This window comes from Pseudorhodoferax soli, assembly GCF_003337555.1.
Classification (GTDB): domain Bacteria; phylum Pseudomonadota; class Gammaproteobacteria; order Burkholderiales; family Burkholderiaceae_C; genus Pseudorhodoferax; species Pseudorhodoferax soli.
Window position 1 is genome coordinate 654,026 of record NZ_QPJK01000003.1, and the last position, 18,685, is coordinate 672,710.

Consider the following 18,685-nt stretch of genomic DNA (forward strand, 5'->3'; position numbering starts at 1 on the left):
AAACCCACCGGGTTATCCACAAGTTAGCAACAGTCGGCCACCACCGCGCCAACAGTCACCAAACATCTCAGGAAGAGCAGGAGAAAGCAACATGGCAAGAATCATCGGCATCGACCTCGGCACCACGAACAGCTGCGTGTCCATCATCGAAGGCAACACCCCCAAGGTGATCGAGAACTCCGAGGGCGCGCGCACCACGCCGTCCATCGTCGCCTACCAGGAAGACGGCGAAGTGCTGGTCGGCGCCTCGGCCAAGCGCCAGGCCGTGACCAACCCCAAGAACACGCTGTACGCGGTGAAGCGCCTGATCGGCCGCAAGTTCACCGAGAAGGAAGTGCAGAAGGACATCGACCTGATGCCCTACCAGATCGTGGCCGCCGACAACGGCGACGCCTGGGTCCAGGTGCGCGGCAACAAGATCTCGGCCCAGCAGGTCTCCGCCGACATCCTGCGCAAGATGAAGAAGACCGCCGAGGATTACCTGGGCGAGCCCGTGACCGAAGCCGTCATCACGGTGCCGGCCTACTTCAACGACGCCCAGCGCCAGGCCACCAAGGACGCCGGTCGCATCGCGGGCCTGGAAGTCAAGCGCATCATCAACGAGCCGACCGCCGCCGCGCTGGCCTTCGGCATGGACAAGCAGGAAAAGGGCGACCGCAAGATCGCCGTCTATGACCTGGGCGGCGGCACCTTCGACGTGTCCATCATCGAGATCGCCGACGTCGATGGCGAGAAGCAGTTCGAAGTGCTGTCCACCAACGGCGACACCTTCCTGGGCGGCGAAGACTTCGACCAGCGCATCATCGACTACATCATTGCCGAGTTCAAAAAGGAACAAGGCGTCGACCTGTCCAAGGACGTGCTGGCCCTGCAGCGCCTGAAGGAGGCCGCGGAGAAGGCCAAGATCGAGCTGTCCAACAGCGCCGCGACCGACATCAACCTGCCCTACGTGACGGCCGATGCCTCGGGTCCGAAGCACCTGAACATCAAGCTCAGCCGCGCCAAGCTGGAAGCCCTGGTCGAAGAGCTGATCGAACGCACGATCGCGCCTTGCCGCACCGCCATCAAGGACGCTGGCGTGTCGGTGGCCGACATCCACGATGTGATCCTGGTCGGCGGCATGACCCGCATGCCCAAGGTGCAGGAGAAGGTCAAGGAGTTCTTCGGCCGCGAGCCGCGCAAGGACGTCAACCCCGATGAAGCCGTCGCCGTGGGCGCGGCCATCCAGGGCCAGGTGCTGTCGGGCGACCGCAAGGACGTGCTGCTGCTGGACGTGACGCCGCTGTCGCTGGGCATCGAGACGCTGGGTGGCGTGATGACCAAGATGATCACCAAGAACACGACCATCCCGACGAAGTTCGCGCAGACCTTCTCGACCGCCGACGACAACCAGCCGGCCGTGACGATCAAGGTGTTCCAGGGCGAACGCGAGATGGCCACCGGCAACAAGCTGCTGGGCGAGTTCAACCTCGAAGGCATCCCGCCGGCAGCGCGCGGCACGCCGCAGATCGAGGTGTCCTTCGACATCGACGCCAACGGCATCCTGCACGTGGGCGCCAAGGACAAGGGCACGGGCAAGGAAAACAAGATCACCATCAAGGCGAACTCCGGCCTGTCCGAAGCCGAGATCCAGCAGATGGTGAAGGACGCCGAGCTCAACGCGGCCGACGACAAGAAGAAGCTGGAACTGATCCAGGCGCGCAACCAGGGCGAGGCGTCCGCACACAGCGTGAAGAAGAGCCTGGCCGAGCACGGCGACAAGCTCGAGGCGGCCGAGAAGGAAGCCATCGAGGCCGCGCTCAAGGACCTGGACGAGGCGCTCAAGGGCGAGGACAAGGCTGCCATCGACGAGAAGACCACGGCGCTGATGACGGCCTCGGCCAAGCTCGGTGAGAAGGTCTACGCCGACATGCAGGCCAAGCAGGCGGCCGAAGGCGCGTCCGGTGCCGCAGGCGCAGGCGCCGCACCCGGCGCCGGCGAGCAGCAGGCATCGGCCAAGCCGGCGGACGACGATGTCGTCGACGCCGAGGTGAAGGAAGTCAAGAAGGGCTGATCGCCCTCACCCGCACGCCGCGCAGCAGCCGTCCGACAGGCTGCGCGCGGCGTTCCCGTTTGACCGAGCGCGCAGAGGCGACCCGAACGAACCATGTCCAAACGCGATTACTACGAAGTCCTCGGGGTGCCCAAGAACGCCTCGGAAGACGAAATCAAGAAGGCCTATCGCAAGCTGGCGATGAAGCACCACCCGGACCGCAACCAGGGTGACAGCGCCAAGACGGCCGAAGAGAAGTTCAAAGAGGCCAAAGAGGCCTACGAAATGCTGACCGACGGTCAGAAACGCGCCGCCTACGACCAGTTCGGCCATGCCGGCGTGGACCCGAACATGCGCGGCCCCGGTGGCCCGGGCGCGGAAGGTTTCGGCGGCTTCGCCGAGGCCTTCGGCGACATCTTCGGCGACATGTTCGGCCAGCAGCGCGGCCGCGCCGGTGCCGGCGGTGGCCGCCAGGTGTTCCGCGGCAGCGACCTGTCCTACGCGATGGAGATCACGCTCGAAGAGGCCGCCCGCGGCAAGGACGCGCAGATCCGCATCCCGAGCTGGGAGGCCTGCGACACCTGCCACGGCAGCGGCGCCAAACCTGGCACCCAGCCCAAGACCTGCACCACCTGCAATGGCCAGGGTGCGGTGCAGATGCGCCAGGGCTTCTTCAGCGTGCAGCAGACCTGCCCGACCTGCCGCGGCACCGGCAAGATCATTCCCGAGCCGTGCGCAGCCTGCCATGGCCAGGGCAAGATCAAGAAGCAGAAGACGCTGGAGGTGAAGATCCCCGCCGGCATCGACGACGGCATGCGCATCCGCTCGGTCGGCAACGGCGAGCCCGGGTCCAACGGCGGCCCGCCGGGCGACCTGTACATCGAGATGCGGATCAAGAAGCACGACATCTTCGAGCGCGACGGCGGCGACCTGCACTGCACCGTGCCGGTGAGCTTCATCACGGCCGCCCTGGGCGGCGAGATCGAGGTGCCCACGCTGTCGGGCAAGGCGGCCATCGACATCCCCGAAGGCACACAGGCGGGCAAGCAGTTCCGCCTGCGCGGCAAGGGCATCAAGGGCGTGCGCGAGAGCTATCCGGGCGACCTGTACTGCCACATCGCGGTGGAGACGCCCGTCAAGCTGACCGAGCACCAGCGCAAGCTGCTGCGCGAGCTCGAGGACTCGCTGCGCAAGGGCGGCGGCAAGCACTCGCCGTCCGGCGAGAGCTGGACCGACCGGCTGAAGAAGTTCTTCAGTGCCTGAAGCTGAACCCTGACGACGCGGGCCCCGAGCCCGCGTTTTTTCTTTCAGAACAGGCTGGTCTGCCCGTCCAGCGCAGGTCGGCGGAACTGGCCCAGGTCGGCCGCCACGCGCTCGCGGTTGAAGCCGAGCTTCGCGCAGGCCTTCTCGAAGCGCTGGCGGATCAACTCGGCCCAGATGCCGCTGCCCTTCATGCGCGTGGCGAAGTCGCTGTCGTAGTCCTTGCCGCCGCGCATCTCCTGCACCCGCGCCATCACGCGCTCGGCCCGATCGGGCAGGTGCAGCGCCAGCCACTCGCGGAACAGCGGCGCCACCTCCCAGGGCAGGCGCAGCACGGTGTAGAAGGCGCTGCGCGCACCAGCCTCCCAGGCCGCTGCCAGCACCTGCTCCATGTCGTCCGTCACGAAGGGGATCTGCGGCGCCACGCTCACGCCCACGGGCACACCAGCCTCGGCCAGCGCGCGGATGGTGCGCAGCCGGCGCTGCGGCGAGGCCGCGCGGGGCTCCAGCGTGCGCGCGATGCCGCCATCCAGGGTGGTGATGGTCACGTAGACGGCGGCCAGCTGCTGCGCGGCCATGGGCGCGATGAGGTCCAGGTCGCGCTCCACGCCGCTGGACTTGGTGATCAAGGAGAACGCATGGCGTGTCTCGTGCAGCACCTCGACCAGGCCGCGCGTGAGCCGCAGCTCGCGCTCCACGGGCTGGTAGCAGTCGGTCGCCACGCCGATGACCAGGCCTTGCGGCACATAGCGTGGCCGCGCCAGCTCGGCGCGCAGCAGCTGCGCGATGTTGCGCTTGGCGATGATCTTGGTTTCGAAGTCCAGGCCGGGCGAGAGGTTCAGGTAGCTGTGCGTGGGGCGCGCAAAGCAATAGATGCATCCATGCTCACAACCACGGTACGGGTTGATGGACTGCTCGAAATAGATGTCGGGCGATTGCTGGTGCACGATGGCGCTCTTGGCTTCCTCGAAGATGACCTCGGTCTGCAGCGGCGCAGCGGCCTCGGCGTCACCGGCCTGCAACGTGCCCCAGCCATCGTCGAAGGCGTTGCGCGCGTCCTTGGAGAAGCGGTGCGCCATCTGCGTGGCAGCGCCTCGGCCCTTGAGCGCCGTGAGGGGAATGGTGGTCTCGGTGGCCATGGCTTGAATACTGGTTGTTTAACCAGTATATTGAGCCGCCTCTCGCACGGCAAGCGCCACTGTCGATTTCCCGCCAGCCGGCGCGTCGTGCACTTGTTTCCACCCCCACAGGAGTTCCCATGGCCCGCGTCAGCACTTATCTCAACTTCAACCGGCAGACCGAGGAAGCCTTCGATTTCTACCGCAGCGTGTTCGGGGGCGACTTCATCGGCGGCGTGCACCGCATGGGCGAAGCGCCCGCCATGCCGGGCCAGCCGCCGCTGTCGGACGCCGACAGGCAGCTGGTGATGCATGTGGAACTGGCCACCTTGGGCGAGCACGTGTTGATGGGCACGGACGCACCCGAATCCATGGGCTTTCAGCTGACCCCGGGCAACAACGTGCACATCAACCTGGAGCCCGACACGCGCGCCGATGCCGACAGGCTGTTCGCTGCGCTGGGCGCGGGCGGCACGGTCCAGATGCCGCTGCAGCAGATGTTCTGGGGCGATTACTTCGGCAGCCTGACCGACCGCTTCGGCATCTGCTGGATGGTCAACTGCTCTTCGAAGACTTGAACATGGCCTCCCCCGCCCTCCCCGGCCGCGCCTGCGTGATCCCCTGCATGCGCTACCGCGACGCGCTGGCCGCGATCGACTGGCTCTGCACCACCTTCGGCTTCGAGCGCCATGCCGTCCACCTGGACGACAAGGGCCAGGTCGCCCATGCGCAACTCGTGTTCGGCAACGGCATGGTGATGCTGGGCTCGGTGAGCGACGAGCCCACGCCCTGGGGCCGGTTGATCCGCCAGCCCGACGATATCGGCGGCGCGGAGACGCAGAGCGCCTTCCTCGTGGTCTCCGATCCCGACGAGGTCTACGCCCGCGCCAAGGCCGCCGGCGCGAAGATCCTGCTGGAGATCAAGGACGAAGACTACGGCGCGCGCGGCTTCACCTGCGCCGACCCCGAAGGCCACATCTGGAACTTCGGCAACTACGATCCCTGGGCCAGCGCGGCCTGACCTGCGGCTGACCCCGGGGCAAGCGCTGGAAAAAGCTTGCCCCACGAGGGAAACACCAAAGGGAAGGCCGTCGCCCATCGATAAAATTGATCGCGATGTCCCTGGCACTGCTCGTCCTCGTTCCCTTTCTCGGCAGTGTCCTCGCGATGTTCATGCCGTCGTACGCCCGCAACCGCGAGGCGTTGCTCGCCGGCCTGGTGGCGCTGGGCTGTGCGGTCCACCTGGGCATGCAGTTCCCTCAACTGGCCGGTGGCAACGTGCTGCGCGAGGAATACCTGTGGCTGCCCACGCTGGGCGTGAACCTGGTCTTCCGCCTGGATGGCTTCGCCTGGCTGTTCGGCATGCTGGTCACGGGCATCGGCACGCTGGTTGTGCTGTACGCGCGCTACTACCTGTCGGCCTCCGACCCGGTGCCGCGCTTCTTCTCGTTCTTCCTGGCCTTCATGGGTTCCATGATGGGCGTGGTGCTGTCGGGCAACCTCGTGCAGATGGTGCTGTTCTGGGAGCTCACGAGCCTGTTCTCGTTTCTCCTCATCGGCTATTGGCACCACCGCAAGGATGCGCGCCGCGGCGCGCGCATGGCGCTCACCGTCACCGGAGCGGGCGGTCTGTGCTTGTTCGCCGGCGTGCTGCTGCTGGGCCGCATCGCGGGCAGTTACGAACTCGACGCCGTGCTCGCGGCCGGCGCGCAGATCAAGGCGCATGCGCTGTACCCGGCCGCGCTGGTGCTGGTGCTGCTGGGCGCCTTCAGCAAGAGCGCGCAGTTCCCGTTTCACTTCTGGCTGCCGCGTGCCATGGCCGCGCCCACGCCGATCTCCGCCTACCTGCACTCGGCCACCATGGTCAAGCTCGGCGTGTTCCTGCTGGCGCGGCTGTGGCCGGCGCTGGCCGGCACCGAGCAGTGGTTCTGGCTGGTCGGCGGTGCTGGCGCCATCACGCTGCTGCTGGGCGCCTACGTGGCGATGTTCCAGAACGACCTTAAGGGGTTGCTGGCGTATTCGACCATCTCCCACCTGGGCCTGATCACGCTGCTGTTGGGCATGAACAGCCCCATGGCCGCCGTCGCCGCGGTCTTCCACATCATGAACCACGCCACCTTCAAGGCTTCGCTGTTCATGGCCGCCGGCATCATCGACCACGAGAGCGGCACACGCGACATCCGCAAGCTCTCGGGCCTGGCCAGGCTGATGCCGATCACGGGGCTGCTGGCCATCATCGCAAGCGCCTCCATGGCCGGCGTGCCGCTGCTCAACGGCTTCCTGTCCAAGGAAATGTTCTTCGCCGAAACCGTGTTCCTGCAGTCCACGCCCTGGGTCGACCGCGCGCTGCCGGTGCTGGCCACCGTGGCCGGGCTGTTTAGCGTGGCCTACTCGGCGCGCTTCGTGTTCGACGTGTTCTTCGGCCCCTCGTGCGTCGGCGTCGTGCCCAAGCCGCCGCACGAGCCGCCACACTGGATGCGCGTGCCCGTCGAACTGCTGGTGCTGGCCTGCCTGGTGGTGGGTGTGGCGCCCGAATGGTCGGTCGGCCCGCTGCTGGCCGCGGCCGCCGCGCCCGTGGTGGGCGGTGCGTTGCCCGAGTACAGCCTGGCGGTCTGGCACGGCTTCAATTTGCCGCTGGCCATGAGCTTCGTGGCGCTGGTTGGCGGCGCCGCGCTGTACCTCGTGCAGCGCCGCCAGCGCGAAGCCGGCCGCCTGAGGCGCACGCCGGTGCTGCACCGCTTCGATGGCCAGCGGATCTTCGAGAACCTGCTGGCCCGTGCCTCCGAAGCCGGCCGCCGCAGCCGCCGCCTGCTCGCGACCCACCGGATGCAGACGCAGTTGCTGCTGCTGGTCTGCGTGGCGCTGGCCGGCGCCGGCGCATCGCTGTGGTTCACGCCGGTCACGCAAGGTGAGCGTTCGCCGCTGCCCTTCTCGCCCATGTTCGCAATGACCTGGCTGATCGGTTGCATCTGCGCCATCGGGGCGGCCTGGCAGGCCAAGTTCCACCGGCTGGCCTCGCTGATGCTGTCCGCCGGCGCCGGGCTGACCTGCTGCCTGACCTTCATCTGGTTCTCTGCCCCCGACCTGGCGCTCACGCAGTTGGTGGTCGAAGCCGTCACCACGGTGCTCATCCTGCTGGGCCTGCGCTGGCTGCCCATGCGCAGCAAGTTCGTCAAGCAGTCGGCACGCGAACGCATCCTGCCCTGGGGCCGGCGCGGCCGCGACCTGGCGATCGCCATCGCTTCCGGCTGCGGCATGGCGGCGCTGGCCTGGCTGGTCATGACACGCGATTCGCTGGGCAGCATCTCTCCCTTCTTCCTCGACCGCGCGCTGACCGAAGGCGGTGGCACCAATGTGGTCAATGTGATGCTGGTGGACTTCCGCGGCTTCGACACCTTCGGCGAGATCACGGTGCTGGGCATCGTCGCACTGACGGTCTATGCGCTGCTGCGGCGCTTCCGCCCCGCGCCCGAATCCATGGCACTGCCGCCGCAGCAGCTGGCCCAGTCCGACGACGGCAGCAGCGACGTGTTCAACCCGCGCCTGGCCAAGGACACGGCCGTCGGCTACCTCATGGTGCCGGCCGTGCTGGTGCGGCTGCTGCTGCCGCTGGCGGTGCTGGTCGCGGTCTACTTTTTCCTGCGCGGCCACAACGCCCCCGGCGGCGGCTTCGTCGCCGGCCTCGTCATGTCGGTCGCGCTGCTGCTGCAGTACATCGTCTCGGGCACGGAATGGGTGGAGGAGCACCTGCGCATCTATCCGCGCCGCTGGATCGCCGTCGGCCTGCTGCTCGCGCTCGCCACGGGCGCCGGCGCCATGGTGCTGCACTACCCCTTCATGACCACGCACACGGCGCACGTCACGCTGCCGGTGCTGGGCGAACTGCACATCCCCAGCGCGCTGTTCTTCGACACCGGCGTGTTCGCGCTCGTGCTGGGCTCCACCATGCTGATCCTCACGAGCCTTGCCCACCAGAGCGTGCGCAGCCACCGCTGGTCCGAGGAGCAGGAGCAGCGCCTGGCCGAAGCCCGTGCGGCCCTGTCCGGCAACGCGGAAGACCACTGAGATGGAAGCCGTCCTCGCCATCGCCATCGGTGTGCTCACCAGCTCGGGCGTTTACCTGCTGCTGCGCCCGCGCACCTTCCAGGTCATCATGGGCCTGACGCTGATCTCCTATGCCGTGAACCTGTTCATCTTCAGCATGGGCCGGCTCAAGGTCGACAGCGAGCCCGTGCTCGTGCCCGGCGTGATCGCCACGCTGGCCAACACCGCCGACCCCATGCCCCAGGCCCTGGTGCTGACCGCCATCGTGATCGGCTTCGCCATGACGGCGCTGTTTTTGGTCGTGATGCTCGCCTCCCGCGGCCTGACCGGCACCGACCATGTCGACGGGACCGAGCGCAGCGAGGTGCAGGAGTGAACAGCTTGCACCTGCTCTTCGACGACGCCATGCACCTGCTCGACCGGCTGCTGGAGTTCAGCATGCCGCACCTGATCGCGGTGCCCATCCTGCTGCCCATGCTGACGGCCGCGCTGATGCTGCTGCTCGACGAGCGGCAGCGCCGCACCAAGGCCACGCTGACGGTGGTCTCCGGCCTGCTGGGCATGCTGGTCTCGCTGGCGCTGCTGCGCTGGGTCAATGCCGCCGCCACGGGCGACGGGCCGGGCTCGATCGGCGTGTACCTCGCCGGCAACTGGATGGCGCCGTTCGGCATCGTCCTCGTGGCCGACCGGCTCTCGACCATGATGGTGGCGCTGACCGGCGTGATCGCGTTCGCGGCGTCGATCTACTCGACATCGCGCTGGGACCGCGCCGGCGTGCACTTCCACCCCATGCTGCAGCTGCAGCTGATGGGCCTGAACGGCGCCTTCCTGACGGGCGACCTGTTCAACCTGTTCGTGTTCTTCGAGGTCATGCTGGCCGCCTCCTACGGCCTCCTGCTGCACGGCTCGGGCCGCCAGCGCGTGCAGGCCGGGCTGCACTACATCGCCATCAACCTGGCGGCCTCGTCCATGTTCCTGATCGGCGCGGCCATGCTCTACGGCATGACGGGCACGCTCAACATGGCCGACCTGGGCCAGCGCATCGCCACGCTCGACCCGGCCGACCGTGGCCTCGTGCACGCCGCGGCCGCCATCCTGGCAACGGCCTTCTTTGCCAAGGCTGGCGCCTGGCCGCTCAATTTCTGGCTGGTGCCGGCCTACGGCAGCGTGGTGGCGCCCGTCGGCGCGGTGTTCGCGCTGCTGACCAAGCTCGGCGTCTACACCGTGCTGCGGCTGTGGAGCGTGATGTTCGGCGTGGACGCCGGTGCCTCGGCCCAGTTCGGCCAGACCGCCATCCTGGGCCTGGGCCTGGTCACGCTGTTCGTCGGCGCGCTCGGCGTGCTGGGCACGCAACGGCTGGCACTCCTGGCCAGCTACAGCGTGCTGGTGTCGGCCGGCACCCTGCTGGCCGCCGTGGGCCTGGGCCAGGCCGCCGTCTGGGCCGGTGCGCTGTACTACCTCATGAGCTCCACGCTGGCGGTGAGCGCGCTGTTCTTGCTGGTGGACATGGTCGAACGTTGGCGCAACGGCTCCAGCGTGGCGCCGCACGCAGCCGAGGACGACGCGCCCTTCCTCGGCGAAGACCTGCGCCTGATGTCCGATGTCAACCTGGACGACGACGCCCAGGCCCTGTACGGCCGCGCCATCCCGGCCGGCGTGGCCTTCCTGGGCTTGGCCTTCATCCTGTGCACGCTGCTGCTGGCCGGCCTGCCGCCGCTGGCGGGCTTTGTCGGCAAGTTCGCCATGCTGTCGGGCCTGCTGCAGGCACCCCGGCTCGGCCCTGCCGGCATCGCGGTGATGGTGCTGCTGATCGGCGGCGGCTTCCTGACGCTGGTGGCGCTGTGCCGCGCCGGCATCCGCCACTTCTGGAACCAGCCGCACGCCCACATGCCGGCGCTGCCGGCGCTGGAGGTGTTGCCGGTGGCCGGGCTGTTGCTGGCCGCCATCGGCCTGACCATCGGCGCCGGCCCCGTCATGCAGCACGCCCAGGCCACGGCCCATGTGCTGCACTCCGGCAAGCACTACCGCCAGGCGGTGATGGCCGCCAGCCCCGTGCCGCCGCCCCCGTTCAAGGAGAACAAGCCATGAAGCGCCTGGTGCCCTCGCCGCCGCTGTCGGCCACGCTGTTCGTGGTCTGGCTGCTGCTGCACCAATCGGTGGACGCCAGCACGCTGCTGTCGGCCTTCGTGCTGGCGCTGGTGGTGCCGCTGATCACGCAGGGCCTGCGGCCAGCCACCGTGCGCATGCGCAAGCCCCGGGTGGCCTTGCACCTGGCGGGCGCGGCGCTGTTCGACATGCTGGTCTCCGCCAAGAACGTGGCGTGGATCGTGCTGACACGGCGCAACGTGCGCCTGACCAGCTACTTCGTCGTCATCCCACTGGAGCTGCGCGACCCCAATGGCCTCGCGGTGCTGGCCATGATCATGTGCCTGACGCCGGGCACGGCCTGGGGCGAGCTCTCTCTGGACCGCAGCAAGCTCTTGATCCATGTGTTCGACCTTGTGGACGAGGCCGATTTCATCGCCCGCATCAAGCTGCGCTACGAGCTTCCGCTGCTCGAGATCTTTCAAATGGAAGGGCCCGCGCCATGACACCCATCCTGTTCTGGGGCCTCAAGATCGCCCTGTTCCTGCTGGCCGTGGCCATGCTCTGCGCGCTGTTCCGGCTGCTGGTCGGCCCGGCCGCGCAGGACCGCGTGATGGCGCTGGACTGCCTGTACATCAACGGCATGCTGACCATGCTGGTGCTCGGCATCACCTACACCAGCAATGTCTACTTCGAGGCGGCCATGCTGATCGCGCTGTTCGGCTTCGTCGGCTCCACGGTGCTGGCCAAGTTCCTGCTGCGCGGCGAGGTGATCGAATGAGCGCGAGGACGAGGGGCCCCGCTTGCGGGGATCGGCCCAGCGAATTCGATCATGGCACCGACGGCGCCACGCCTGGTTCCGCGCATCGGTGTGGAGGCGTCGAATGAGGACGCTGCCATGAACCCGCTGCCGATCTGGGCCGAGATCCTGACCGCGCTGTTCGCCGTGGCCGGCGCAGCGTTCGCCGCCATCGGCTCCTTCGGCCTGGTGCGCCTGCCCAGCTTCTACAACCGCATCCACGCGCCCACGCTGGGCGCGACCGCGGGGGCCTGGTGCCTGATGCTGGCCACTGTCGTGTACTTCTCCGTGCAGGGCACCAACCTGTTCCTGCATGCCGTGCTGATCGCGCTGTTCGTGGCGCTGACGGCGCCGGTGACGACCATCTTCCTGATGCGTGCGGCCTTGTTCCGCGACCGCCAGAAGGGGCTGGACCTGCCGCATGCCAGCCACTCCCAGCCGCTGCCCCCCGACGCAGGCGACTGAAGCCCCATGCCACGCACCGCGTCGTTCTACTGCTTCGCCACATTGCCGGACTGCACCGCGTTGGCGGCGCCTTTGCGCGTGCTGTGCACGGCGCTGGACGTGCGCGGCAACATCCTTCTGGCGCCCGAGGGCGTCAACGGCAGCATCGCCGGCCAGGCCGATGCCGTGCAGCAGGTGCTCGATCATTTGCGCGCCAACCCGCGGCTCGCCAGGCTGGCCGTGCGCAGTGCAGAGTGCACCAGCGTGCCGCTGCACCGCCTCAAGGTGCGCTGCAAGCGCGAGATCGTGACGCTGGGCGTGCCGGGCCTGGATCCGGTCGGCCAGACCGGGGTGCACGTGCCCCCCGCGCAGTGGAACGCGCTGCTGCAGCGCCCCGGCCTCGTGCTGCTGGACGTGCGCAACGGCTACGAAGTCACGGTCGGCAGCTTCGCCGGCGCCGTCGACCCCCAGACCGCGGCCTTCACCGACTGGCCGGCCTGGATCGCGGACCAGTCGCAGCCCGGCGGCCTGCTGCAGGGGCAGCCGGCCGTGGCGATGTTCTGCACCGGCGGCATCCGCTGCGAGAAGGCCTCCGCCTTGCTGCGTGCCCAGGGCTTCGGCGAGGTCTACCAGCTCGAAGGCGGCATCCTCAACTACCTGGAGCAGGTAGCGCCCGAGCACAGCCGCTGGCAGGGCGAGTGCTTCGTGTTCGACGAGCGCGTGGCCGTGGGCCATGGCCTGGCCGCCGGCAGCCACAGCCTGTGCCGTTCCTGCCGTCAGCCGCTGTCCGCAGCGGACCGCGCCTCCCCGCTGTTCGTCGAAGGCGTGCAGTGCGCGCACTGCGCCGCGCAACGCGACGAGACGCAGCGCGCCGGCTACCGCGAACGCCAGCGGCAGATGGAGCTGGCCGCTGCACGCGGGCGCGCCCACATCGGCCTGCCCGATCCGGCATGACGCCGCCGCTGCTGCTCTACTCGTTCCGCCGCTGTCCCTACGCAATGCGCGCGCGGCTGGCGTTGCTGGCCGCCGGCCAGTCTTGCGAACTGCGCGAGGTGGTGCTGCGCGACAAGCCCCAGGCACTGCGCGACACCTCGCCCAAGGCCACGGTGCCGGTGCTGGTGCTGCCCAGTGGCGAGGTGATCGACGAAAGCCTGGCCATCATGCGGTGGGCGCTGGCGCAGCAGGACCCGCTGGGCTGGTGTACGCCGACGCAGGGCGATCTGGCGCAGATGCTGGCTCTCGTGGCCGAAAACGACACCGTGTTCAAGCCCTTGCTCGACCGCGCCAAGTACCCGCAGCGCTTTGGCCTCGTCGACGGCCAGGCAGCGCGCGAGGCCTGCGTGCCGTTTGTCGGCGCACTGCAGCGGCGCCTGGCCAGCACGCCGTTCCTGTTCGGAGACCACGCCGCGCTCGCCGACATGGCGCTGGCGCCCTTCGTGCGGCAGTTCGCCGGTATCGACGCGCACTGGTTCGCCGCGCAGCCCTGGCCGGATCTGCAGCGCTGGTTGCAGCAATGGCAGGACACCGACCTGTTTGCGCGCGCCATGCAGAAGTTCGCGCTCTGGCACCCGCAGGACGCGCCCGTGCTCTTCGGCGGGCCGAAGGCGGTGGACGCCACGCCATCGTGAGCCGCCCTTCCCCTTCCCGTCCCGCATTGCAACGGCAGCTGGCCTACGGCGAGCGCAACGGCACCTGAACGGTGGCGGCCGGTGGGCCCGGGGTGCAGGTTCCGCGCGCGATCGGCAACGCCGGCACCATGCGACGCCACAGCGCCCGCCAGGACGGCCAGTCGTGGCCCCCCGGCGTGGTGAACACCTGCGACGCGGGCAGCGACTTGGCCAGGACCTCGGCGCTGTAGGCAAAGCGGTCGCCAGTGCCGTAGCCGAGCAGGATGGGCTGTTGGCGCCCGCCCGCGCCGCCGCCGGTCTGCTCCTTCAGCCAGCCCCACAGCAGCACATCGAACGCGGCATCCGGCGTGGCGGGACCCGGCCAGCGCTCCAGGCCACCTGCCGTGCGGATCTCCTGCGCTGTGAGCCATTCGCCCAGGTAAGGGGCAATGAGCAGCAGGCCGTCCACCTCGGCCGCTGCGGGCGGCGAGGCCTGCGCGTACAGCAGCGCGCCCAGCCCACCCAGGGAAACGCCCGCCAGCCAGACGCGGCCGTAGCCACGCGCACGCGCAGGCCGCACCACGTCCTCGCGCAGACGGTCGACGATGCTGCGCTGGTCGTAGTAAGCCCTGTGGGCATCCACCAACAGCACATCTGCGGCGAGGCCGGTCTCACGGACCGTCTCCACGAAGCCTTCGTCGAGGAACTCCTGCGGGTCCGATCCGATGCCGGGCAACAGCACCAGCAAGGTGTCGGCCTGGGTGGCGCAGGCCATCGGCACCGCGATCGTGCGCAGCGGCACGGTAGGTTCACGCCAGGCCGCGCAGCCCGCCAGCCCGATGGCGCACGCCAGGGCCAGTCCCGCACGCCGCAGAACCGGGCTTCCGGACCACCGCGCCGGGCTCTGATGCATTCGGCAAGTTTGCGAAGGAGCCGGCGCGCCTGGCATGGCGTCAGACCGCCATCGCCACGAGGCCGGCAGCGAGCACGGCCACCTGCCAGCCCAGTGCGGCCCGCGGCCGCACGATCCCCTGCGCCATCCGGTGCAGGCCGGCGCCGGCGAGCAACGACAGGCCGAACGCCACGCCCATGCCCAGCGCGTGCACCAGGGGCCCATCCGGCCACCACCAGGCCCACAGCGAACCGACCGCCAACAGCACGGCGAAATGCACCAGGAACACCGGATAGGAGATGGCCGCCAGCCAGGCCATCCAGCGGGGCGGCTGCCAGTCCATGGCGCCCGTGGCCTGCAGCGCGCCCAGCCCCAATGCGCAGACCCAGGCCACGGCAATGCGGTCGCGCCAGCCCAGCGCCAGCGCCACGATGCCCAGCAGCGCCACGGCCGCCAGGCAGGCCCAGGGCCGCGGGCCGCGCGCCGCCCAGCCGGCCAGCAAACCCAGGCCATAGGCGCCGAAGAAGTACAGCGCCGTCGCGTCGAGGCGCGGGTCGAGGTTGCACCACAACAGCGAAGCGGCCGTCAGCGCGGCGACCGCCACCACGGACCACTGGCCGGGCAGCCGGCACAGCAGCGTGGCCAGCGCGAACAACTGCAGGTCGATCGCCACGTACCAGACACCGGCCGAGAGCGACTCCTCGCCCACCAGGTCTTGCACCATCAGCAGATGCGCCAGCAGCTGCGTCCAGGTGGGCGTCCCCGGGGCATCCGGATGGCCGACGCTTGCGCGCACCACGTCGGCCACCAGGATGGCCAGCACCAGCGCGGCCGCATACGGCACCAGCAGGCGCAGGTAGCGCCGGCCCACCTGTTCGGGCCAGGGCTTGGACGGCGGACGGCCCGGCCCGACGCCGCGCGCGAGCAGGAAGCCCGAGACCACCAGGAACAGCTGCACCGCCATGCGGCCATAGGTGTAGAGCCAATCGACCACGGCCGGCGCCAGCGGCCGGGCAAGGTCGGACATTGGCCCGTAAAAGGCCAGGTGGTGCCAGACGATCAACACGCAGGCGAACGCCTTGAGTGCGTCGACCGGCCCGAGCCGATCGTTCATGGAAACAGGCGCGTCAAGCCAGCAGGCGGCGGCGCGCGTCCTCGTATTCGCGGCGCAGCTGCGCGATGAACTCGCCGGCCGGCATCACCCGGTCGACCGCGCCGATGCCCTGGCCGCAGCCCCAGATGTCCTTCCATGCCTTCTTGGCATCGCCGCCGAAGTTCATCTTGCTCGGGTCGCTCTCGGGCAGGTTCTCGGGGTCGAGCCCGGCCGCGCGGATGCTGGGCGCCAGGTAGTTGCCGTGCACGCCCGTGAACAGGTTGCTGTAGACGATGTCGTCGGACGTGCCGGCGACGATGGCCTGCTTGTAGCCCTCGGCGGCCCGCGCCTCCTCGGTGGCGATGAAGGCCGAGCCGATGTAGCCGAAGTCCGCGCCCATGGCCTGCGCGGCCAGCACGGCCCCGCCTGTGGCGATGGCGCCCGACAGCGCGACCGGCCCGTCGAACCACTGGCGGATCTCCTGGATCAGGGCGAACGGGCTCTTCACGCCGGCATGGCCGCCGGCGCCGGCCGCCACGGCGATCAGGCCGTCGGCGCCCTTCTCGATGGCCTTGCGCGCGAACCTGTTGTTGATGATGTCGTGCAGCACCACGCCGCCGTAGCTGTGGGCCGCGGCGTTGATGTCCTCGCGCGCGCCCAGCGAGGTGATGATGATGGGCACCTTGTACTTCACGCACATGGCCATGTCGTGCTCGAGCCGCTCGTTGGACTTGTGCACGATCTGGTTGATCGCGAACGGTGCGGCAGGCTGCTCGGGATGGTCACGGTTCCAGGCCGCCAGGCCCTCGGTGATCTCGATCAACCACTCTTCCAGCTGCTCGGCCGGGCGCGCATTGAGCGCCGGCATGGAGCCGACGACACCCGCGGTGCACTGCGCGAGGACGAGCTTGGGATTGCTGATGATGAACAGCGGCGAGCCGATGATGGGCAGCGGCAGGTGCGCCAGGGCGCCGGGCAGTCTGGACATGGGTCTCCTTCTTGTATCGGTGTGTTTTTAGAACGCTTCCAGCGGCAGCGCTGTCACGCTGGCGGCACCATCGACGATGGCGTCGCGCTGGCCGGGCGCGCGGGTCAGGATGTGCTCGGCATAGAAGCGCGCCGTGGCGATCTTGGCCTGCATGAAGGCCGGGTCCTCGGCACGGTTCTGTTCGGCCGCGAGCAGGCCGCGCGCCAGCTGCCAGCCCGCCACGAGATTGCCGGCCAGCAGCAGGTAGGGCACGGAGCCGGCGTAGACGGCGTTCGGGTCGCTGCGGCTGGCGCCGGCGATGAAGTCCACCACCTGCACGAAGGCTGCGCGCGCGGCAGCCAGGCGGCGTGCCACGGCCTGCGCGTCGGCGCTGCCGCTGGCGGCCAGTTCGGCCTCCGTGGCCTCGACCTGCGCTGCAATGGCCTTGGCACCCTTGCCGCCGTCGCGCGCGGTCTTGCGGCCGACGAGGTCGTTGGCCTGGATCGCGGTCGTGCCTTCGTAGATCGGCAGGATGCGCGCATCGCGGTAGAACTGCGCCGCACCGGTCTCCTCGATGAAGCCCATGCCGCCGTGCACCTGCACGCCGAGCGAGGTCACCTCCAGGCTCATCTCGGTGCTGTAGCCCTTGACCAGCGGCACCATGAATTCGTAGAAGGCCTGATTGTCCTTGCGCACCTGCGCGTCGGGGTGGTGGTGGGCCGCGTCGTAGGCCGCTGCGGCCACGCTGGCCATGGCGCGGCAGCCCTCGGTCAGCGCGCGCATGGTCATGAGTATGCGGCGCACGTCGGGGTGGTGGATGATGGCCGCACTGGCCGCCACGCTGCCGTCGACCGGGCGGCTTTGCACCCGGTCCTTGGCGAAAGCGGCGGCCTTCTGGTAGGCGCTCTCGGCCACGGCGATGCCCTGCACGCCCACCGCATAGCGGGCCGCGTTCATCATGATGAACATGTACTCCAGGCCGCGGTTCTCCTCGCCGACCAGCTCGCCGATGGCGCCCTCGCCCGCGTCGCCGAACTGCAGCACGGCCGTGGGGCTGGCCTTGATGCCCAGCTTGTGCTCGATGCTCACGCAGCGCACGTCGTTGCGCGCCCCCAGGCTGCCGTCGGCGTTGACGAGGAACTTGGGTGCCACGAACAGGCTGATGCCCTTCACGCCCTCGGGCGCGCCCTGCACGCGGGCCAGCACCAGGTGGACGATGTTGTCCGCCATGTCGTGCTCGCCGTAGGTGATGAAGATCTTGGTGCCGAACAGCTTGTAGCGGCCGTCGGGCAGCGGCTCGGCGCGCGTGCGCACCAGCGCCAGGTCGCTGCCGGCCTGGGGCTCGGTCAGGTTCATGGTGCCGGTCCACGCGCCGCTGACGAGCTTCTCCAGGTAGGTGGCCTTCAGCGCATCGCTGCCGGCCGTCAGCAGCGCCTCGATGGCGCCGTCGGTCAGCAGCGGGCACAGCGCGAAGGAGAGGTTGGCCGAGTTCAGCATCTCGCCGCAGGCCGCGCCGATGGTCTTGGGCAGGCCCTGGCCGCCGAAGTCAGCCGGGTGCTGCAGGCCCTGCCAGCCACCCGCGGCGAATTGCTCGAAGGCCTGCTTGAAGCCCGGCGTGGTCGTGACCACACCGTCCTTCCAGGACGAAGGGTTGCGGTCGCCGGCCTCGTTGAGCGGCGCCACCACGTCCTGGTTGAAGCGGGCGGATTCCTCCAGCACGGCCTGCGCCGTCTCCAGTCCCGCATCCTCGAAGCCCGGCAGCTGGGCGATCTGCTCGATGCGCGCCAGGTGGCGGATGTTGAACAGCATGTCCTTGAGCGGCGCGGTGTAGGCCATCTGAATCTCCTCTTCTTCTAACGAAAAAAGGGCATCGCGACGCGATGCCCTTGTGGCTGAACCGTGGAGGTTCAGGGCCTCACAGTGCCTTGACCAGTTCCGGCACGGCGACGAACAGGTCCGCCTCCAGCCCGTAGTCGGCCACCGAGAAGATCGGTGCCTCGGGGTCCTTGTTGATGGCCACGATGACCTTGCTGTCCTTCATGCCGGCCAGATGCTGGATCGCACCCGAGATGCCGGCGGCGATGTACAGCTGCGGTGCGACGATCTTGCCGGTCTGGCCGACCTGCAGGTCGTTCGGTGCGTAGCCTGCGTCCACGGCCGCGCGGCTGGCGCCGATGGCCGCGCCCAGCTTGTCGGCCAGGGGCGTCATGACTTCGGTGAACTTCTCGGCGCTGCCCAGGGCACGGCCGCCGGAGACGATGATCTTGGCGGCCGTCAGTTCCGGGCGCTCGTTCTTGGCGATCTCCGAGCCCAGGAAGGTGGACTTGGCGCCAGCGGCCACGGC

At 68.9% G+C, this 18,685-nt stretch carries 18 protein-coding genes; 12 read left to right on the forward strand and 6 right to left on the reverse strand.

Annotated features, from left to right (window positions below; all coding sequences use genetic code 11):
- The first annotated feature begins 91 nt into the window (after positions 1–91).
- Together dnaK and dnaJ are read left to right on the forward strand one after the other, a co-directional pair.
- Positions 92–2,053, forward strand: a complete 1,962-nt coding sequence (gene dnaK, locus DES41_RS14680; protein ID WP_114468368.1) for a molecular chaperone DnaK — start codon at positions 92–94, stop codon at positions 2,051–2,053.
- A gap of 93 nt (positions 2,054–2,146) precedes the next feature.
- Positions 2,147–3,295, forward strand: a complete 1,149-nt coding sequence (gene dnaJ, locus DES41_RS14685) for a molecular chaperone DnaJ (protein WP_114468369.1) — start codon at positions 2,147–2,149, stop codon at positions 3,293–3,295.
- A 44-nt stretch (positions 3,296–3,339) separates the two neighbouring features.
- Here dnaJ and DES41_RS14690 read toward each other — a convergent pair whose 3' ends face one another.
- Positions 3,340–4,431 carry a PA0069 family radical SAM protein gene (locus DES41_RS14690; RefSeq protein WP_114468370.1) on the reverse strand — a complete coding sequence of 364 codons (1,092 nt, stop codon included), beginning with the start codon at positions 4,429–4,431 and terminating at the stop codon, positions 3,340–3,342.
- A 119-nt stretch (positions 4,432–4,550) separates the two neighbouring features.
- Here DES41_RS14690 and DES41_RS14695 point away from each other — a divergent pair, with 119 nt between their 5' ends.
- The 10 genes from DES41_RS14695 to DES41_RS14740 all read left to right on the forward strand — a co-directional run bounded on the left by DES41_RS14695 (position 4,551) and on the right by DES41_RS14740 (position 13,410).
- Complete coding sequence (locus DES41_RS14695; protein ID WP_114468371.1) at positions 4,551–4,988, forward strand: VOC family protein; 438 nt, start codon at positions 4,551–4,553, stop codon at positions 4,986–4,988.
- Between the two features lie 2 nt (positions 4,989–4,990).
- Complete coding sequence (locus DES41_RS14700; RefSeq protein WP_114468372.1) at positions 4,991–5,431, forward strand: VOC family protein; 441 nt, start codon at positions 4,991–4,993, stop codon at positions 5,429–5,431.
- Positions 5,432–5,526: 95 nt separating this feature from the next.
- Positions 5,527–8,475, forward strand: a complete 2,949-nt coding sequence (locus DES41_RS14705; protein WP_114468373.1) for a monovalent cation/H+ antiporter subunit A — start codon at positions 5,527–5,529, stop codon at positions 8,473–8,475.
- A 1-nt stretch (position 8,476) separates the two neighbouring features.
- Positions 8,477–8,830 (forward strand): Na+/H+ antiporter subunit C, encoded by a 354-nt coding sequence (locus DES41_RS14710; RefSeq protein WP_114468374.1) that lies wholly within the window; start codon positions 8,477–8,479, stop codon positions 8,828–8,830.
- Between the two features lie 62 nt (positions 8,831–8,892).
- Complete coding sequence (locus tag DES41_RS14715; RefSeq protein WP_114468440.1) at positions 8,893–10,542, forward strand: monovalent cation/H+ antiporter subunit D; 1,650 nt, start codon at positions 8,893–8,895, stop codon at positions 10,540–10,542.
- Positions 10,539–11,045: a Na+/H+ antiporter subunit E gene (locus tag DES41_RS14720; protein WP_114468375.1), complete on the forward strand. Its 507-nt coding sequence runs from the start codon at positions 10,539–10,541 to the stop codon at positions 11,043–11,045. The genes DES41_RS14715 and DES41_RS14720 overlap by 4 nt, the downstream gene beginning before the upstream one ends.
- On the forward strand, positions 11,042–11,320 hold the full coding sequence (locus DES41_RS14725; protein ID WP_056902739.1) for a K+/H+ antiporter subunit F: 279 nt from the start codon (positions 11,042–11,044) through the stop codon (positions 11,318–11,320). The genes DES41_RS14720 and DES41_RS14725 overlap by 4 nt, the downstream gene beginning before the upstream one ends.
- 117 nt (positions 11,321–11,437) lie before the next feature.
- On the forward strand, positions 11,438–11,803 hold the full coding sequence (gene mnhG, locus DES41_RS14730) for a monovalent cation/H(+) antiporter subunit G (RefSeq protein ID WP_114468376.1): 366 nt from the start codon (positions 11,438–11,440) through the stop codon (positions 11,801–11,803).
- Between the two features lie 6 nt (positions 11,804–11,809).
- Entirely contained in the window at positions 11,810–12,736 is a 927-nt protein-coding gene (gene trhO / locus DES41_RS14735) for an oxygen-dependent tRNA uridine(34) hydroxylase TrhO (RefSeq protein WP_114468377.1), read from the forward strand.
- The gene (locus DES41_RS14740; RefSeq protein WP_114468378.1) at positions 12,733–13,410 is read left to right on the forward strand and encodes a glutathione S-transferase; all 678 of its coding nucleotides are present in this window, start codon (positions 12,733–12,735) and stop codon (positions 13,408–13,410) included. Before trhO ends, DES41_RS14740 begins: the two co-directional genes overlap by 4 nt.
- A gap of 43 nt (positions 13,411–13,453) precedes the next feature.
- Here the strand turns inward: DES41_RS14740 and DES41_RS14745 are convergent, their stop codons facing one another.
- The 5 genes from DES41_RS14745 to DES41_RS14765 all read right to left on the reverse strand — a co-directional run.
- Positions 13,454–14,191 carry an alpha/beta fold hydrolase gene (locus tag DES41_RS14745; RefSeq protein WP_245965704.1) on the reverse strand — a complete coding sequence of 246 codons (738 nt, stop codon included), beginning with the start codon at positions 14,189–14,191 and terminating at the stop codon, positions 13,454–13,456.
- A 151-nt stretch (positions 14,192–14,342) separates the two neighbouring features.
- A complete protein-coding gene (locus DES41_RS14750; protein ID WP_114468379.1) occupies positions 14,343–15,395 on the reverse strand; it encodes an acyltransferase family protein in 1,053 nt (350 codons plus the stop codon).
- Between the two features lie 13 nt (positions 15,396–15,408).
- Complete coding sequence (locus DES41_RS14755) at positions 15,409–16,362, reverse strand: NAD(P)H-dependent flavin oxidoreductase (RefSeq protein WP_114468380.1); 954 nt, start codon at positions 16,360–16,362, stop codon at positions 15,409–15,411.
- A gap of 27 nt (positions 16,363–16,389) precedes the next feature.
- Entirely contained in the window at positions 16,390–18,177 is a 1,788-nt protein-coding gene (locus DES41_RS14760; RefSeq protein ID WP_114468381.1) for an acyl-CoA dehydrogenase, read from the reverse strand.
- Positions 18,178–18,256: 79 nt separating this feature from the next.
- The coding region (locus tag DES41_RS14765; RefSeq protein ID WP_211332979.1) for an electron transfer flavoprotein subunit alpha/FixB family protein at positions 18,257–18,685 on the reverse strand (429 nt) is incomplete at its 5' end.

Excerpts from the sequence above, each read along its gene's own strand:
- dnaK (WP_114468368.1), top strand. The coding sequence starts at position 92 with ATGGCAAGAATCATCGGCATCGACCTCGGCACCACGAACAGCTGCGTG.
- dnaJ (WP_114468369.1), top strand. The coding sequence starts at position 2,147 with ATGTCCAAACGCGATTACTACGAAGTCCTCGGGGTGCCCAAGAACGCC.
- DES41_RS14690 (WP_114468370.1), bottom strand. The coding sequence starts at position 4,431 with ATGGCCACCGAGACCACCATTCCCCTCACGGCGCTCAAGGGCCGAGGC.
- DES41_RS14695 (WP_114468371.1), top strand. The coding sequence starts at position 4,551 with ATGGCCCGCGTCAGCACTTATCTCAACTTCAACCGGCAGACCGAGGAA.
- DES41_RS14700 (WP_114468372.1), top strand. The coding sequence starts at position 4,991 with ATGGCCTCCCCCGCCCTCCCCGGCCGCGCCTGCGTGATCCCCTGCATG.
- DES41_RS14705 (WP_114468373.1), top strand. The coding sequence starts at position 5,527 with ATGTCCCTGGCACTGCTCGTCCTCGTTCCCTTTCTCGGCAGTGTCCTC.
- DES41_RS14710 (WP_114468374.1), top strand. The coding sequence starts at position 8,477 with ATGGAAGCCGTCCTCGCCATCGCCATCGGTGTGCTCACCAGCTCGGGC.
- DES41_RS14715 (WP_114468440.1), top strand. The coding sequence starts at position 8,893 with ATGCCGCACCTGATCGCGGTGCCCATCCTGCTGCCCATGCTGACGGCC.
- DES41_RS14720 (WP_114468375.1), top strand. The coding sequence starts at position 10,539 with ATGAAGCGCCTGGTGCCCTCGCCGCCGCTGTCGGCCACGCTGTTCGTG.
- DES41_RS14725 (WP_056902739.1), top strand. The coding sequence starts at position 11,042 with ATGACACCCATCCTGTTCTGGGGCCTCAAGATCGCCCTGTTCCTGCTG.
- mnhG (WP_114468376.1), top strand. The coding sequence starts at position 11,438 with ATGAACCCGCTGCCGATCTGGGCCGAGATCCTGACCGCGCTGTTCGCC.
- trhO (WP_114468377.1), top strand. The coding sequence starts at position 11,810 with ATGCCACGCACCGCGTCGTTCTACTGCTTCGCCACATTGCCGGACTGC.
- DES41_RS14740 (WP_114468378.1), top strand. The coding sequence starts at position 12,733 with ATGACGCCGCCGCTGCTGCTCTACTCGTTCCGCCGCTGTCCCTACGCA.
- DES41_RS14750 (WP_114468379.1), bottom strand. The coding sequence starts at position 15,395 with ATGAACGATCGGCTCGGGCCGGTCGACGCACTCAAGGCGTTCGCCTGC.
- DES41_RS14755 (WP_114468380.1), bottom strand. The coding sequence starts at position 16,362 with ATGTCCAGACTGCCCGGCGCCCTGGCGCACCTGCCGCTGCCCATCATC.
- DES41_RS14760 (WP_114468381.1), bottom strand. The coding sequence starts at position 18,177 with ATGGCCTACACCGCGCCGCTCAAGGACATGCTGTTCAACATCCGCCAC.